15 protein-coding genes are annotated in these 16,172 nt (G+C 68.3%); 10 read left to right on the top strand and 5 right to left on the bottom strand.

The features are described from left to right. The first annotated feature begins 85 nt into the window (after positions 1-85). The 9 genes from FHS97_RS10135 (at position 86) to pal (ending at position 8,314) form a co-directional block, all read left to right on the top strand. On the top strand, positions 86-2,122 hold the full coding sequence (locus tag FHS97_RS10135; RefSeq protein WP_184036707.1) for a M3 family metallopeptidase: 2,037 nt from the start codon (positions 86-88) through the stop codon (positions 2,120-2,122). Continuing rightward, complete coding sequence (locus tag FHS97_RS10130; protein WP_184036704.1) at positions 2,119-2,604, top strand: asparaginase domain-containing protein; 486 nt, start codon at positions 2,119-2,121, stop codon at positions 2,602-2,604. Before FHS97_RS10135 ends, FHS97_RS10130 begins: the two co-directional genes overlap by 4 nt. Beyond that, complete coding sequence (locus FHS97_RS10125; RefSeq protein ID WP_184036701.1) at positions 2,601-3,650, top strand: PLP-dependent cysteine synthase family protein; 1,050 nt, start codon at positions 2,601-2,603, stop codon at positions 3,648-3,650. Before FHS97_RS10130 ends, FHS97_RS10125 begins: the two co-directional genes overlap by 4 nt. A 178-nt stretch (positions 3,651-3,828) precedes the next feature. Then, entirely contained in the window at positions 3,829-4,290 is a 462-nt protein-coding gene (ybgC, locus tag FHS97_RS10120) for a tol-pal system-associated acyl-CoA thioesterase (protein ID WP_184036698.1), read from the top strand. A 50-nt stretch (positions 4,291-4,340) separates the two neighbouring features. Continuing rightward, entirely contained in the window at positions 4,341-4,979 is a 639-nt protein-coding gene (tolQ, locus tag FHS97_RS10115) for a protein TolQ (RefSeq protein WP_184037249.1), read from the top strand. Then, positions 4,979-5,410, top strand: coding sequence for a protein TolR (tolR, locus tag FHS97_RS10110; protein WP_184036695.1), 432 nt, complete (start codon positions 4,979-4,981; stop codon positions 5,408-5,410). The genes tolQ and tolR overlap by 1 nt, the downstream gene beginning before the upstream one ends. 1 nt (position 5,411) lies before the next feature. Further along, positions 5,412-6,383, top strand: coding sequence for a cell envelope biogenesis protein TolA (locus tag FHS97_RS10105; RefSeq protein ID WP_184036691.1), 972 nt, complete (start codon positions 5,412-5,414; stop codon positions 6,381-6,383). Beyond that, positions 6,383-7,762, top strand: coding sequence for a Tol-Pal system beta propeller repeat protein TolB (gene tolB, locus FHS97_RS10100; RefSeq protein WP_184037246.1), 1,380 nt, complete (start codon positions 6,383-6,385; stop codon positions 7,760-7,762). The genes FHS97_RS10105 and tolB overlap by 1 nt, the downstream gene beginning before the upstream one ends. A 30-nt stretch (positions 7,763-7,792) precedes the next feature. After that, the gene (gene pal, locus FHS97_RS10095; RefSeq protein WP_184036688.1) at positions 7,793-8,314 is read left to right on the top strand and encodes a peptidoglycan-associated lipoprotein Pal; all 522 of its coding nucleotides are present in this window, start codon (positions 7,793-7,795) and stop codon (positions 8,312-8,314) included. Between the two features lie 132 nt (positions 8,315-8,446). Here pal and FHS97_RS10090 read toward each other — a convergent pair whose 3' ends face one another. The 5 genes from FHS97_RS10090 to FHS97_RS10070 form a co-directional block, all read right to left on the bottom strand. After that, positions 8,447-10,156, bottom strand: a complete 1,710-nt coding sequence (locus FHS97_RS10090) for an AMP-binding protein (RefSeq protein ID WP_246346587.1) — start codon at positions 10,154-10,156, stop codon at positions 8,447-8,449. A gap of 40 nt (positions 10,157-10,196) precedes the next feature. Then, positions 10,197-10,424, bottom strand: a complete 228-nt coding sequence (locus FHS97_RS10085; protein ID WP_184036685.1) for a hypothetical protein — start codon at positions 10,422-10,424, stop codon at positions 10,197-10,199. A gap of 97 nt (positions 10,425-10,521) precedes the next feature. Then, complete coding sequence (locus FHS97_RS10080) at positions 10,522-12,141, bottom strand: diguanylate cyclase domain-containing protein (RefSeq protein ID WP_184036683.1); 1,620 nt, start codon at positions 12,139-12,141, stop codon at positions 10,522-10,524. A 229-nt stretch (positions 12,142-12,370) separates the two neighbouring features. Further along, positions 12,371-14,692 carry an ATP-dependent Clp protease ATP-binding subunit ClpA gene (gene clpA / locus FHS97_RS10075; protein ID WP_184036680.1) on the bottom strand — a complete coding sequence of 774 codons (2,322 nt, stop codon included), beginning with the start codon at positions 14,690-14,692 and terminating at the stop codon, positions 12,371-12,373. 144 nt (positions 14,693-14,836) lie between these two features. Continuing rightward, the gene (locus FHS97_RS10070) at positions 14,837-15,034 is read right to left on the bottom strand and encodes a DUF1192 domain-containing protein (RefSeq protein ID WP_184036678.1); all 198 of its coding nucleotides are present in this window, start codon (positions 15,032-15,034) and stop codon (positions 14,837-14,839) included. A 73-nt stretch (positions 15,035-15,107) separates the two neighbouring features. Here FHS97_RS10070 and FHS97_RS10065 point away from each other — a divergent pair, with 73 nt between their 5' ends. Then, positions 15,108-16,109: an NAD(P)H-quinone oxidoreductase gene (locus FHS97_RS10065; RefSeq protein ID WP_184037238.1), complete on the top strand. Its 1,002-nt coding sequence runs from the start codon at positions 15,108-15,110 to the stop codon at positions 16,107-16,109. Positions 16,110-16,172 lie beyond the last annotated feature (63 nt).

Raw genomic sequence — 16,172 nt, 5'->3', positions numbered from 1 at the left:
ACGAGACAGACATGGGTCCCTGCCTGCGCAGGGACGACGGTGTCGGTGGTTCCCCTTCCGCCAGCGGATCGCTACATCGGCGCGCATGACCGATACGCTGCTCGACCCGCTCGTCCTCCCCGATTTCGCCGCCCTGACGCCGGAGGCGATCGCGCCGGCGCTCGACGCCGCGATCGCGCGCCATGCCGAGGCGGTCGAGATCGTCACGCGCGACCGGCCGACGACCTTCGAACAGGCGTGGCTGCCGCTTGAACGCGCCGAGGCGGGGGTGGACGCGCTCTGGTCGGCGGTGTCGCACCTGCGTGGGGTGGCGGACACGCCCGAGCTGCGCGCCGCGCACGCTGCGGGCCAAGAAAAACTTGTCCAGCATTTCATGGCGGTGGCGCAGAACCGCGACCTGTACGACGTGCTGACCGCGTTGGAGGCGTCGCCGGGCTTCGCCGAATTGCCGCAGGCCGATCGCGTCGCGGTGGAACATGCGATCCGCGACTTCCGGCTCGCGGGTGTCGCGCTGGACGATGCGGAGCGCGAGCGGTTCGCGGCGGTGTCGGTGGAATTGTCGGCGCTGTCGACCGAGTTCGGCAGCGCGGTGCTCGACGCGACGGACGCCTGGACCTGCCACATCTCCGACGAGGCGCGGCTGGCGGGGATCTCCGCGCCGGACAAGGCGATGTTCGCCGCCGCGGCGCAGGCCAAGGGGCTGGACGGCTGGCTGGTCACGCTCCAGCAGCCGAGCGTCAATGCGGTGCTGACCTTCGCCGAGGATCGTGACCTGCGCGCCGACGTGTACCGTGCTTACGGTACGCGCGCCTCGGATCAGGGGCCGAACGCCGGCACGCACGACAACGGCCCGCGGATCGCGCGCATCCTCGAACTTCGGCGCAAGGCGGCGGCGTTGCTCGGCTTCACCGATCCGGTCGCCTTGTCGCTGGAAACCAAGATGGCGCCGAACGCGGGCGAAGTGCTCGCCTTCCTGCGCGACCTCGGCCAGCGTGCGAAGCCGGCGGCGCAGCGCGACCTCGATGCATTGCGGGCGTTCGCGGCGGAGGAGCTGGGGATCGCCGACCTTCAGCCGTGGGATGCGGGGTTCGCCGCCAACCGGCTGCGGCAGGCGCACTATGCGGTCGATGAGCAGGAGGTGCGCGGCTACTTCCCGGTTGAGCGCGTCACCGCCGGTTGGCAGACGTTGCTCGGGCAGTTGTTCGGGCTGCGGCTCACGCGGCGCGACGACGTGCCCCTCTATCACCCCGACGCGCATTACTACGACGTCGCCGACGACAGCGGCGAGGTGTTCGCGGGCCTGTATCTCGACCTCCACGCGCGCCCCGGCAAGCGCGGCGGCGCGTGGATGGCGCAGGCGCGGCCGCGGTTGCGTGACGGCAACAACGTGCGGGTGCCGGTCGCCTATCTGGTCTGCAATTTCGCGCCGAAGGGCGAGGGGCAGCCGTCGCTGCTCAGCCACAGCGATGTCGTGACGCTGCTCCACGAAACCGGCCATTGCCTCCACCATCTGTTCACGCGCGTCGACCGGCCGTCGATCGCGGGGACGAGCGGGTTCGAATGGGACGCGGTCGAGCTGCCCAGCCAGCTGATGGAGGATTTCGCCTGGGACCGCGCGGTGCTGACCGCGATGTCGGGGCATTACGAAAGCGGCGCGCCGCTGCCGGCCGACCTGTTCGACCGGATGGTCGCGGCGCGGCGCTTCCAGTCGGGGATGTTCATCGTCCGCCAGCTCGAATTCGCGCTGTTCGACCTGCTGCTCCACCTCGGCACGATGGGCAGCGACCCGATGGAGGTGATCGAGGCGGTGCGCGACGAAGTGTCGGTGTTGCGTCCGCCCGAGTGGCATCGCTTCCCGCACGCGTTCAGCCATATCTTCGCGGGCGGCTATGCCTCGGGCTATTACAGCTATCTGTGGGCCGAGGTGCTCGCCGCCGACGGGTTCGGTCGGTTTGCCGAGAACGGGCTGGTCGATCGCGCCACCGGCACCGCGCTGCGCGAGGAAGTATTGTCCCGCGGCGCAACGCGCCCGGCGGCGGAGAGCTTCCGCGCGTTCCGCGGGCGTGACGCCGATCCGGTCGCGATGCTGGTCCGCCACGGCCTGCTGGAGGATGCGCAGTGAGCGTGCTGATCCTCACCACCGGCGGGACGATCGACAAGCTCTATTTCGACGCGCTCAGCGAATATCAGATCGGCGACAGCGTCGTGGACCGGCTGCTGAAGACCGCGCGCGTCGCGCTGCCGTTCCGCGTGCAGGAGCTGCTGCGCAAGGACAGTCTGGAGCTTACCGACGATGATCGCGCGGCAATCGCGCAGGCGGTGGCGGACGCGCCGGAGCGACGGATCGTCATCACGCACGGCACCGATACGATGACCGATACCGCAAAGGTGCTGGCGGGCCGGACCGACAAGACGATTGTGCTGGTCGGCGCGCTCGCCCCGGCGCGGTTCGCGGAGAGCGACGCCAGCTTCAATCTCGGCATGGCCTTCGCCACCGCGCAGGTTGCGGCACCGGGGGTGTGGATCGCGATGAACGGGACGATCTTCGACGGGACCAGGGTGCGCAAGGATCGCGCGATCAACAGCTTCGTCGCCGCGGAATGACGCGCGCGTGGCTGGCGGAGGCGGTCCGCCGGATCGAGGCGGATTACAACCGCAGCGCCGACACGCATCTGATCCAGGTCGACCTGCCGCATCACGACGGCATCCAGCTGTACCTGAAGGACGAGAGCAGCCACCCGACCGGCAGCCTCAAGCACCGGCTGGCGCGCTCGCTGTTCCTCTACGCGCTGTGCAACGAGTGGATTGGACCGGACACGTGCGTGATCGAGGCGTCGTCGGGGTCGACCGCGGTCAGCGAGGCCTATTTCGCGAAGATGCTGGGCCTGCGCTTCATCGCGGTCGTCCCCGCGGCCACCGCCGCGCCCAAGCTCGATGCGATCCGCTTCCATGGCGGCGAGATCCACGCGGTCGACGATCCGCGCACCGTCTATGATGTCGCGCAGCGGCTCGCGCGCGAGACCGGCGGGCATTATCTCGACCAGTTCACTTATGCCGAGCGCGCCACCGACTGGCGCGGCAACAACAATATCGCCGAGAGCATCTTCGCGCAGATGGCGGAGGAGGAGCATCCGGTGCCGGCGTGGATCGTCTGCGGCGCAGGGACCGGCGGCACCTCGGCGACGATCGGGCGCTTCATCCGCTATCGCCGTTACGCGACGCAATTGTGCGTCGCCGATCCGGTCAATTCGATCTTTCATCGCCATTATGCGGATCGCGCGGCGGTGGCGCTGCCCGAGGGCTGCGCGTCGCGGATCGAGGGGATCGGGCGGCCGCGCGTCGAGCCGAGCTTCGTGCCGGGCGTGATCGACCGCATGATCCCGGTCGAGGACGGTGACAGCCTGGGTGCGATGCGCGCGCTGGGGCAGGTGCTAGGGCGGCGCGTCGGCGGGTCGACGGGGACCAACCTGTGGGCGTGCGCGCAGCTGATCCGCGAGATGGCGGCGCGCGGCGAGCGCGGGAGCATCGTGACGTTGCTGTGCGACGGGGGCGACCGCTACGGCTGTACGTACCACGATCCGGCATGGCTGGCGGAAAGCGGGCTGGCGTGGGCGCGGGGCGAGGCGGAGATGGCAGGGCTTCTCGGCTAACTCGGTCATTCCCGCGCAGGCGGGAATCCAGAACCTCTGACGTTGCGACCCTTGCGAAGACCTGCGCGTCTGGATTCCCGCTCGCGCGGGAATGACGAAAGGGGCGACACCCCGACCCACATCAACCGGAGGCCATTACCGCTTCCCCGCGCCCGCCCCATCGGTTAACAGCCCTGCCATGACGGCGGTGGATCAACCCGCGCAGGGACGTTTCGAGGGGAACAGCCACCTCTTCGCGCTGCGCGTCTATTTCGAGGATACCGACCTGTCGGGCGTGGTCTATCACGCCAATTACCTGCGCTATCTGGAGCGCGCGCGGTCGGACATGCTGCGCGTCGGCGGGATCGACCAGCGCGCCACCTTCGAAAGCGGCGGCGGCGCATACGCCATCACCGATCTGGCGATCAAATATCGCGCGCCCGCAAGGCTGGACGATGCGCTGCTGATCGAAAGCCGCGTGACCAGCATCCGCGCGGCCAGCGTCGTCATTCATCAGACAGTCAGGCGCGGGGCGGAAATGCTGGCGGACGCCACGGTGACCGCGGCGCTGGTCGGCCCCGACGGGCGCCCGCGTCGTCAACCCGCCGCCTGGGTCGATACGTTCCGGCGCCTCGCGTCATTGGGGGAAGAGACACCGTGAATCCGATTTTGCAGACCGAGGCGGCCACGCTGTCGCCGATCGCGCTGTTCATGGAAGCCGATTGGGTGGTCAAGGCGGTGATGCTGGGGCTGCTGCTCGCCAGCATCTGGACCTGGGCGATCATCATCGGCTTCTGGCTGAAGCTGGGCCGCACGCGCCAGCGCACCGAGGCGTTCGAGCGCGATTTCTGGAAGGCCGAAGACATCGACGCCTTCTACAAGTCGCAGACGCATACCGATCTGCCCTCCGCGCGCGTGCTGAACGCAGGCGTCACCGAATGGCGGCGCTCGACACAGGGGCAGAAGATCGACCGCGAGGGCACGCGCGACCGGCTGGCGACCGTCATGGGCTCGGCGGTGGCGCGGGAGATCGACCAGCTGTCGGACCGGCTCAACGTGCTGGCGACGGTCGGCTCGGTCGCGCCGTTCGTCGGGCTGTTCGGCACCGTCTGGGGGATCATGCGCAGCTTCACCGCGATCGCCAGCCAGCAGAACACCAGCCTGTCGGTCGTCGCCCCCGGCATCGCCGAGGCGCTGTTCGCGACCGCGATCGGGCTGTTCGCGGCGATCCCGGCGGTGATCGCGTACAATCGCTTCAGCCATGCCATCAACCGCATCGAGGCGCGGCTGAACCGCTTCGCCGACGGTTTCCACGCCACGCTGTCGCGGCAGCTCGACGGCGAACGCTGATGGCGATGCATTTGCCTTCCGCGCGGGGCAAGGGGCGGCGCGCGCCGATGGCGGAGATCAACGTCACGCCGCTGGTCGACGTGATGCTGGTGCTGCTCATCATCTTCATGGTCACCGCGCCGCTGTTGACGCAGGGCGTGCCGGTGAACCTGCCCGACAGCCGCGCCAAGCCGCTCGACCAGGAGCAGCAGCCGACCGAGATATCGCTCGACGAACAGGGCCGGATCTTCATCGCCAAGGAAGAAGTCGCGTCCGACGCGCTGCCCGCGCGGCTCGCCACGATCGCCGAAACCGCAAAAGGCAACGCGCCGCCGCAGGTGTTCCTGCGCGCCGATCGCGGGCTGGATTACGGGCGCGTGATGCGCGTGATGGGCGAGCTGAACCGGGCGGGCCTGAACCGCGTCGCGCTGGTGACGGTCGGCGAGGAATAAGGTGGAGCGTGGCGAGAAGATCGGGCTGGGGCTGGCCGTTGCGGGACACGTCCTGCTGTTCGGCGTGCTGTCGGTCGGGTTCCTCGCCACGCCCAACCCGGTCAAGCTGAAGCAGAATCCGGTCGAGGTCAGCCTCGTCAAGGATGTTGCGCTGGAGGCGGCGGCCCCGCAGCAGACCGAAGCCCCGTCGCAGGCGGTCGCGCCCGATGTCGGCGAGCCCGAGGAAGCGCCGCCGCCCGCCGAGGCGCCGCCGCAGCCGGTGCCCGCACCGGTCCCCGAGCCGGCACCGCAGCCCGAGCCCAAGCCGGTCGCCAAGCCCGCGCCCCCCAAGCCGGCCCCGCCGAAGCCGGCGCCCAAGCCTGCCCCCGCACCGAAGCCGGTCCCGAAGCCGCAACCGAACCCCAAGCCGGCACCCCCGGCGGCGGAGAAGGCTGCCGCCAAGCCGGCGCCGAAGAAGCAGGAGAGCGCCGCGGCGTCGAGCAAGTCCTCGGCCGCGCCCGCCGCTTCGAAGGGCAAGGGCAAGACCGAGACCGCCAAGGGCGAGAAGCCGCGCGGCAGCCGGCTGGGTAGCGACTTCCTCAAGGGCCTGACCGCCGAGAAGAGCAACGCCCAGCCCAATGACGCGCCGCCGTCCGCCGCGCGCGTCGATGGCAGGGCGCTGGCGGCGATCCAGCAGGCGATCGCGCGGCAGATCCAGCCGTGCGCCGACCGGCAGGTCGATCCCGGCCCCGGCGCGAACCAGATCGTCACGACGCTGAACCTGCGGCTCAACCGCGACGGCACGCTGTCGGCGACGCCGACCGTGGTGCGCCAGAACGGCGTCGACGACGACAACCGCCGCTACGCCCGGCGCGTCGTCGATCTCGGAATTGCGGCATTCAAGGGCTGTTCGCCGTTGAAATTGCCGGCAGAATATTATTCCACCGCCAATGGGGGGTGGAGCAACATCAACTATAATTGGAAACTGCGGTGATGCGACTCCGGCTGCTCCTCCTCGCCACGCTCGTCTCCACCCCTGCGCTCGCGCAGCAGGTGCCGCCCGCGGCGACCCCGCTCGGCACGGGCGCGGCCCCGGCCGGGCAGACCCCGCCACCGCTGGAGGTCGACGTTACCGGCGGCATCTCCGCGCCGATGCCGATCGCGATTCCGCCGATGCCGACGCAGGCGGTGGTGCAGACCGCGGCGGGCTCGACCGACCAGCTCGGGCGGCAGCTGGCGGAGATCGTCAGCAACGACCTGCGCAGTTCCGGGCTGTTCAACCCGCTCGCGCCCGGCCGAACGCGCGCGATCGCCTTCCCAGAGGTAACCGCGCCGGCGTTCGATTACTGGGCGGGTTCGGGCGCGCAGGCTTTGGTGCAGGGCTATATCCGCGCCAATGGCGACGGGACGCTGACGGTCGGTTGCTACCTGTACGACGTGTCGGCGCAGACGCAGCTGACGCGACAGGGGTTCGTGGTCCCGCCGTCCGACTGGCGGCGTGCCGGGCATAAATGCGCCGACATGGTCTACACCCGGCTGACCGGCGAGGGTGCGTATTTCGACAGCCGCGTCGTCTATGTCAGCGAAACCGGGCCGAAGGCGAACCGCATCAAGCGGCTGGCGATCATGGACCAGGACGGCGCGAACAGCCGCTTCCTGACCACCGGCTCGTCGATCGTGCTGACCCCGCGCTTCGCGCCGAACCAGCAGTCGATCGTCTACATGAGCTATGTCGGCAAGACCCCGGCGATCTACGTCTACGATCTCGGCTCGGGGCGGCAGCGGCTGGTGGTGCAGAATGTCGCGACCACCTTTGCGCCGCGCTTCTCGCCGGATGGCCGCTACATCCTGTTCTCGATGGCGCAGGCAGGGAACACGGATCTGTATCGCGTCCCGGCATCGGGCGGCACGCCGCAGCGGCTGACCACCTCGCCGGGGATCGACACCGGCGGCAGCTATTCGCCCGACGGCTCGAAGATCGTGTTCGAAAGCGACCGCTCGGGCGGGCAGCAGCTGTATGTGATGAACGCCGACGGATCGAACCAGCAGCGGATCAGCTTCGGCGGCGGGCGCTACGCCACCCCGGTGTGGAGCCCGCGCGGCGACCTGATCGCCTTCACCAAGATCCAGGGCGCGTTCCGGATCGGCGTCATGAGCCCGAGCGGGCAGGGCGAGAAGCTGCTCACCAACAGCTGGCAGGACGAAGGTCCCTCTTGGAGCCCGAACGGGCGGGTGCTGATGTTCTTCCGCCAGGGGCGCGGCAACGCCGGCAAGGCCGATCTGTGGTCGGTCGACCTCACCGGGGTCAACGAACGCCGCGTGCCCACCCCGCTCGACGGATCGGACCCCGCCTGGGGACCGCTTCGCCCGTAATATCGTGAACGATCATAGAGGAGACACTCGATGGCCCGTCTGACCACCACCCTGTTGATGGCGACCGCGCTGGTCGCGACCGCCGCCTGTTCCAAGAAGCGTCCCGAGGTGCTGCCGCCGGCGCCGGGCGTGGCGCCGACACAGGGCACCGCGACCGGTCCGGTCGATCCCAATGGCGGCGTCACCCCCGGTTCGGCGGCCGATTTCAAGCGCTCGACGCAGGGCGACACCGTGCTGTTCGGGCTCGATCAATATGACATCGACGCCACCGCGCGCGGCATTCTCGATTCGCAGGCCGAGTGGCTGCAGCGCTACAACAACGTGACGATCACGATCGAAGGCCATGCCGACGAGCGCGGGACGCGCGAATATAATCTGGCGCTGGGCGATCGTCGCGCCAATGCCGCGAAGAACTATCTCGCCGCGCGCGGGATCGCGCCGTCGCGGATCAGCGTGATCAGCTATGGCAAGGAACGCCCGGTCGCGCTGGGCTCGGACGAGCAGAGCTGGGCGCAGAACCGCCGCGCGGTGACGGTGGTCGTCGGCGGGTGATTGCTGCTTCTCCCGCTCCCCTCTGGGGAGAGGGCGGGGTGAGGGGCTGGGGCCTCGCAGAGAGGTTCGTCTCGGTGAGACACCGGCCCCTCACCCAACCCTCTCCCCATGGGGGAGAGGGCTTATCGAAACTCACGCCGGCGTGATCGGCGGGTTTTCCATTTCGGCCTTGATCTCGGCGATCAGGTCCTTGCGGCTCAGCTTGCCGATCATCGTCTTGGGCATGGTCGCGCGCACCACCACGCGGTCGACGCGCTCGTGCTTGCCGAGTTGTGGATTGAGCCATGCGGCCAGTGCCGCACCCTCCGCGTCCATCCCCTCGTTCAGGGTGACATAGGCGCGCGGCACCTCGCCGCGATATGGATCCGGCAGGCCGATCACCAGCGCTTCGCGCACCGCTTCGTGATGGTACAGGATCGCCTCGATCTGGCTGGGGAAGACCTTGAACCCGCCGACCGAGATCATGTCCTTGAGCCGGTCGACGATCGCGATGAAGCCGTCGTCGTCGATCGTTCCGACATCGCCGGTCCGCAGCCATTTGCGTCCCTCCGCATCGACCGCGAAGGTCGTCTCGTCGGCGTCCGGGCGGTTCCAATAGCCGGCCATGATCTGCGGCCCGAGCGCGACGATCTCGCCGGGCTGGCCGTCCGGAGCCGGCAGCGTGGCATCCTCCTTGTCAACCAGCCGCAGCCGTGTCGCGGGAAGCGGCTGCCCGATCGTCCCGGCCTTCTGCCCGCCCTCATAAGGGTTGGTGGTCAGCACGCCGGTGCTCTCCGAGAGGCCATAGCCCTCGATCAGCATCGAATGAGTCGCCGCTTCCCAGCGCGTCTTCAGTTCGGCATTGAGCGGCGCGCCACCCGAGATGCAGACACGCAGCGACGCGAAATCGGTCTGCGCCAGCTTCGGGTGATCGAGCAGCGCCTGGTACATGGTCGGGACGCCGGGGAGCGAGGTCGGCTTGGTGCGCGTGATCGTCGCCAGCGCCTGCGCAGCGTCGAAGCGCGGCAGCAGCACCATCTCGCCGCCGGTGACGATCGTGCGGTTCATCACGCAGGTATTGGCGAAGACGTGGAACAGCGGCAGCACCCCGAGGATGCGGTCGCCCGCCTCCGGATGCGGATCGAGCTGCGCGACCTGCCGCGCGTTGGCGCTGACATTGGCGTGGGTGAGCATCGCGCCCTTCGGCACGCCGGTGGTGCCGCCGGTGTACTGGATTAGCGCGATGTCGTGTTGCGGGTCGATTGTGGGCGGTGACAGCGCACCGTCGTTGGCGATCAGCTGCGAGAAGGCGAGGACGCGCGGATCGTCGGGGCGCGGCATGGTCTCGGCGCGTTTGAACAGGCGATAGGCGATCGATTTGGCGGGGGGCAGGACGCCGGCGACCGATCCGACCACCAGCCGTTCGAGCCCGCTTTTCTCCAGCACCTTGAGCGCGGTCGGCAGCAGTGCGCTGGCCGAGACGGTGAACAGCACGCGCGTCCCCGAATCCTCGACCTGATGGCACAATTCCTCGACTGAATAGAGCGGCGAGAAATTGACCACCGTCGCCCCGAGCCGCAGCGCGCCGTGATAGGCGGCGAGATAATGCGGGACGTTGGGGAGGAACAGCCCGATGCGGTCACCCTTGCCATAGCCGAGCGCCGCCAGCCCGGTCGCGACGCGGCGCACGCCGTCGGCCAGCTCGGCATAGCTATACCGGCGCCCGAGAAAGTCGATCGCGGGCCGGTCGGCATGGCGCGCCGCGGCTGCGTCGAACAAGGCCGGCATCGACAGCGGCGGGTAATCGGAATCCCATGGCACGGGATGGCGATAGGCGGTGCGCCAGGCATGCTCTCCAGTCATTGACACGATTGTAAGCAACAAACCGCGGCGTGCAAGCGGATCAGCGCTGGAACAGCGTCCCGATCACGGCCCCGGCCTGCCCCGCCCCGGCGATCGCTTGCGCCACCGGCGGCGTCCAGTCGGCGTCGACCTGCGCGGTCAGCCGGTCGTCGATCGAGATCGACAGCGTGCCGATCATCGGGGTGCGATGCCCCGCGCAGACCAGCATCAGCGCACCCAGCGCGACGACGGCGGCGCGGCGACGGCGATAATCAGGCGGTTGCGGCATGACGGCGTCCCTCTTCAAACCACGGTGATCGTAGCAGAAACGAAGACGCGGCGACAGCGGGTGGCCGCACAGCGCGCGGCGTTCGTCGGCGGCTGCGCTACGCGGCTTCGGCCCAGCGGAGCCGGTCGCGTCCGGCGCGCTTGGCGGCGAACAAGGCGTCGTCGGCGCGGCGGTAGAGCAGCTTCCAGTCCGCCTCGCTGGCGATCGCCCCGCATTCGCTGCCCAGCGACGCGGTGACCGCGAGATCGAACGGCATCGTCGCGGCGCGGATCTGCATCAGGATCGTCTCGGGCAAGGCGATCGCCGCGGCGGGGGCGAGCACCGCGAACTCCTCGCCGCCGAACCGTGCAAGCAACGCCTCGGGCGGGACCGAGTGGCGCAAGGCGTCGGCGAAGACCCGCAGGACCTGATCGCCGCCATCGTGGCCGAGCGTTTCGTTGACGCGCTTGAAATGGTCGATGTCGACCAGCACCAGCACATGCGGCTCGGACCGGCCGATCGCCTCACGCAGGAAGCTGCGCCGGTTCATGAGCCCGGTTAGCGGATCGCTGTCGGCCAGCAGCCGCGCGCGTAGCTCCTGCTCGCGCGCCTGATCGCAATCCTCGTTCAGTTGCTTGATCCGCCACGCGATCGCCAGCGCGCTGCACCCGGCTTCCAGCGCCATCGCGATCAGCGTCGAATTGTCGATCCAGAAGCTCCAGTCGAGCAGGTTCAGCGCCTGCAGCACGCGTGCGGTGGCGGTGAGCAGCGGCAGCCCCCAGGCGAAGGCGAAGACGCGTGCATAGCGATCCTCGGCATGCCAGCCGCGCCACAACAACGGCAGCGTGAGCAGCAGCGTGGCGAAGAAGGCGAGCGTCATCACCCGGTCGAGCAGCCGCGCCAGATGCGGCATGAACAGCACATAGGCGAGCGAGGCGGCGAGCAGCGCGGCAATGGCGGTATCGATCGCGGGGCGCAGCCAGCCGCGGGTCACTCGCGGCGCGAAGAAGCGCCGCGCGAACAGCATGGCGCTGCACAGGGTCGCGGCGAGCAGCAGCACGTTGATCCGCAGCCGCAGATTGTTGTCGAGCCCGGCGACCTGCCCCAACAGCCCCGAGCTGCTCGCGGCATAGCCGATCAGGAACACCACCATCGCGCAATAGGGCAGGTGGAAGCGCTGCCGCAGCGCTGCCCCCAGCGCGATGTTGAAGATCAGCAGCGCGCCGGCTAACCCGACGAAGCCGGCGTAAAAGGCAGTCAGTTGCAAGGCGTGGCGCTGCGCCACGTCGGGCGAGAGCAATTGCGGCTGCAAGACCAGCCCGCGCAGGTTTGCGGCGCCGCGGACGTGCCACAGCAACTGGACGGGCGGCGCAGCGGCAGCGGGCAGCGGCATCTCGAAGGCGGCGCCGAGTTGCAGATAGCGCCACGCACTCGCGCTGCTGAAGCCGACCGAGCGCAGCGTGCCATCGGCGTAGCGGACGTAGAGCGTGACGCGCTCCTGCCACAGGCTGCCCGATCGCACGACGATGTCGGGGCCGACCGCGGGCAGGGGCGACGAGCGGACCCAGTAATCGCCGGGCGGCGCGCTACGTTGCGTATGCGTGCAGTCGAACCCGCCGCCGCTCCCGAACAATCGCTCCGGCCGATCGCCGGCCGACGCGGCGCGGAAGCAGGTGCGCAGGACCAGGTCGGTGCTGGCCGATGCCGTCGGCGCCAGCAGCAGCGCGCTAAGGATCACGACCCAAGCCGCTACAACCCGACTGATGATCCTCCCCGCCATGCGGCAAAGCTAAAAAAGAATAGCAAACAGAAGGTTAATGCACGCCGAAAAATCGTAAACGCCGTTACTCCGGTATAGCGGGTCGGACCGGCGGCAATCGGGGCGATTTCCGCGCGATGCGCACGGCCGCAGGCGTCGCAGGAAAGGTTAACGGGTCGGGCGCGGTCAGGCCCGACCCGTCGCCCGGTCAGTCGGCAGCGGCCGGCGCCGCCTTGCCCTTCTTGCCCGACTTCTTGGGTGCGGCGGGCTCGATTGCGAAGGTCAGCGCATTGTCCTTCAGATTGACGGTGACCTCGCCGCCATGGACCAGCTTGCCGAACAGCAACTCCTCGGCGAGCGGCTGCTTGATCTTCTCCTGGATCAGCCGGCCCATCGGGCGCGCGCCATAGAGCTTGTCATAGCCCTTCTCGGTCAGCCACTTCTTCGACTCATCGCTCAGCTTGATATGCACGTCGCGGTCGGCGAGCTGCAGTTCGAGCTGGAGGATGAACTTGTCGACGACGCGCGCCACCACCTCGGTCGGCAGATAACCGAACGGCACGATCGCATCGAGCCGGTTACGGAATTCCGGCGTGAACATCTTCTGCACCGCCTGCTCGTCCTCGCCCTCGCGGGTGAGATTGCCGAAGCCGACCGTCTCGCGCGCCATGTCAGACGCGCCCGCATTGGTCGTCATGATGAGGATGACGTTGCGGAAGTCGACGGTCTTGCCGTGCTGGTCGGTCAGGCGGCCGTTGTCCATGACCTGCAACAGGATGTTGAACAGGTCCGGATGCGCCTTCTCGATCTCATCGAGCAACAGCACACAATGCGGGTTCTGGTCGACCGCATCGGTCAGCAGCCCGCCCTGATCGAACCCGACATAGCCGGGCGGCGCACCAATCAGCCGGCTGACCGAATGGCGCTCCATATATTCGCTCATGTCGAAGCGCTGGAGCGGAATGCCGAGGATCGTCGAGAGTTGCTTGGCGACCTCGGTCTTGCCGACGCCGGTCGGGCCGGTGAACAGGTAGTTGCCGATCGGCTTCTCTGGTTCGCGCAACCCCGCGCGCGCCAGCTTGATCGCCGACGACAGCTTCTCGATCGCCGCATTCTGCCCGAAGACGACGCGCTTCAGATCGGTTTCGAGCGTTTCGAGCTGCTTCTTGTCGTCGCTCGACACGCTCTTCGGCGGAATGCGCGCCATCGTCGCGATCACCGCCTCGATCTCCTTGGCGGTGATCGTCTTCTTGCGCTTGTTCGGCGCCACCAGCATCTGCATCGCGCCGACCTCGTCGATCACGTCGATCGCCTTGTCGGGCAGCTTGCGGTCGTTGATGTAGCGTGCCGACAGCTCGACCGCCGACTTGATCGCCTCGGGCGTGTACTTGACCGAGTGATGCTCCTCGAACGCCGAACGCAGCCCGGCGAGGATCTTGATCGTGTCCTCGATCGTCGGCTCGTTGACGTCGATCTTCTGGAAGCGCCGCAGCAAGGCGCGGTCCTTCTCGAAGTGGTTGCGGAATTCCTTGTAGGTGGTCGAGCCGATGCAGCGGATCGTGCCGCCCGACAATGCCGGCTTGAGCAGGTTCGACGCGTCCATCGCGCCGCCGCTGGTCGCGCCGGCACCGATCACGGTGTGGATCTCGTCGATGAACAGCACCGCGTCGGGCAGCTTTTCCAGCTCGTTGACGACCGCCTTCAGCCGCTCCTCGAAGTCGCCGCGATAGCGGGTGCCGGCGAGCAGCGCGCCCATGTCGAGCGAATAGATCACCGCGGGCTTGAGGACGTCGGGCACGTCGCCCTCGACGATCTTGCGCGCCAGCCCCTCGGCGATCGCGGTCTTGCCGACGCCGGGATCACCGACGTACAGCGGATTGTTCTTCGAACGGCGGCACAGGATCTGGACGGTGCGATCGACCTCGGCCGACCGCCCGATCAGCGGGTCGACCTTGCCGATCTTGGCCTTTTCGTTGAGGTCGACCGTGAACTGCTTGAGCGCGCTCTCGCCCTTCTTGCCCGGCGCCTCGGCCTTTTCCTTCTTCTCTTCCTCGGGCGCGCCCTTGGCGCTGGTCGCCTCGGGCGTGGCTGCGCCCTTGCCGACGCCGTGGCTGATGAAGCTCACCGCATCCAGACGGCTCATGTCCTGCTGCTGGAGGAAATAGACCGCATAGCTCTCGCGTTCGGAGAAGAGCGCGACCAGCACGTTGGCGCCGGTCACCTCGTCGCGGCCCGACGACTGGACGTGCAGGATCGCACGCTGCACGACGCGCTGGAACCCGCTGGTAGGGGAGGGATCGGTCGCGGCATCGACCTTGAGCGCGCCCAGCTCGGTGTCGAGATAGTGCGCGACGGTGGTTTTCAGGTCGCCCAGCTCGACGCCGCACGCGGACATCACCTGTCCGGCATGTTCGTCGTCGATCAGCGCGAGCAGCAGATGTTCGAGCGTCGCATATTCGTGGCGGCGCGACGACGCGGCCTCGAGTGCCTTGTGCAGCGTGGTCTCGAGGGCGCTGGCAAATGACGGCATCAGGTTACTCCTTGCAGGCCGCGTGAAGCCACGCGACCCCTTGCCACGAATGTCGTGATGATGGGGCGCCGCATCAAGCGTCCGCCGTCATCACCCTCTCGACCCTGCACGCATAACCCTGTCACCCACGCTAAGGTGCCGGTCTTATTTTCTGAATATCGCGTCGGCACTTGCACGATGGTTAACGGCGCCTTCGATCTTTTTGCGCGTCCGGGCAATCTCGCCCTCCAGCGCCGCGACGCGCGCTTCCAGCTCCGCGACCGACAGCCGATCAAGGTCCTCGCGCAGCAGCGCGGTCAGCGGGTCGTCGGGGCGGGCGCCAAGGATGTCGTCGAGGTCCACGGGCAGCATCGTTGACGCTGGGGAAGACGGAGTCAATATGGTCGCCGACCGCAAGACAGGGTTCCCCGACACGATGACAGACGTCCCCGATACGATGCTGGCGATCGACCCTGCCGAGGCCGGTGGGCCCGAGGTGCTGGTACCCGTGCCGCGCACCGTCCCTGTGCCGGGCGACGGCGAGGTGCTGGTGCGCGTCGCCGCGGCGGGGGTGAACCGTCCCGACGTCATGCAGCGGCAGGGGTTGTACCCGCCGCCGCCCGGCGCGCCCTCGACGCTGGGGCTGGAGATCGCGGGTGAGGTGGTCGCGCTGGGCGAGGGCGTCGATCCCGACCTGCTCGGCCGCCGGGTCTGCGCGTTGATCGCGGGGGGCGGCTATGCCGATTATGCGGTCGCGCCGGCCGCGCAATGCCTGCCGGTTCCCGACGCGCTGACGCTGGAGGAGGCGGCGGCGCTGCCCGAGACGCTGTTCACCGTCTGGACGAACCTCTTCGAGCGCGCCTTTGCGGTCGAGGGTGATACCGTGTTGGTGCATGGCGGGACCAGCGGGATCGGGACGATGGCGATTACGCTGGGCAATCTGTTCGGGCTGGAGGTGATCGTGACGGTCGGCTCGCCCGAGAAGCAGGCCGCGGCGCTGCGGCTCGGCGCGGATCACGCAATCGACTATAAGGCGGAGGATTTCGTCGCACGGGTCAAGGAGATCACCAAGGGGCGTGGCTGCGCGGCGGTGCTCGACATGGTCGGAGGCGATTATGTCCCGCGCAACCTGCAATGCCTGGCCGACGACGGCCGCCACGTCTCGATCGCAGTGCAGCGCGGCGCGTCGGCAACGGTGCCTTTGTTCGAGATCATGAAGCGGCGGCTAACGCTGACCGGCTCGACGCTGCGCGCGCGCGACGCGGGGTTCAAGGCGCTGGTGACCGAGGAGATCGCGCGGACGGTGTGGCCGTTCGCCGAAGCGGGGAAGCTCAGGCCGGTGATGGACCGCAGCTTTCCGTTCGCGCGAGCCGCGGACGCGCACCGGCGGATGGAAGAGGGCAGCCATGTGGGGAAGATCGTGCTGACGATGGGGTGAGGGCGTTCGCCGCGCCGGCTCCCGTCGTGATTCCCGCACCGACGGGACTCCAGAACCTCGGAC

It is taken from the genome of Sphingomonas endophytica, assembly GCF_014199415.1.
GTDB lineage: Bacteria > Pseudomonadota > Alphaproteobacteria > Sphingomonadales > Sphingomonadaceae > Sphingomonas > Sphingomonas endophytica.
Note: the sequence above shows the minus strand (reverse complement) of the source record. Positions and strands in the feature narration are given on the sequence as shown.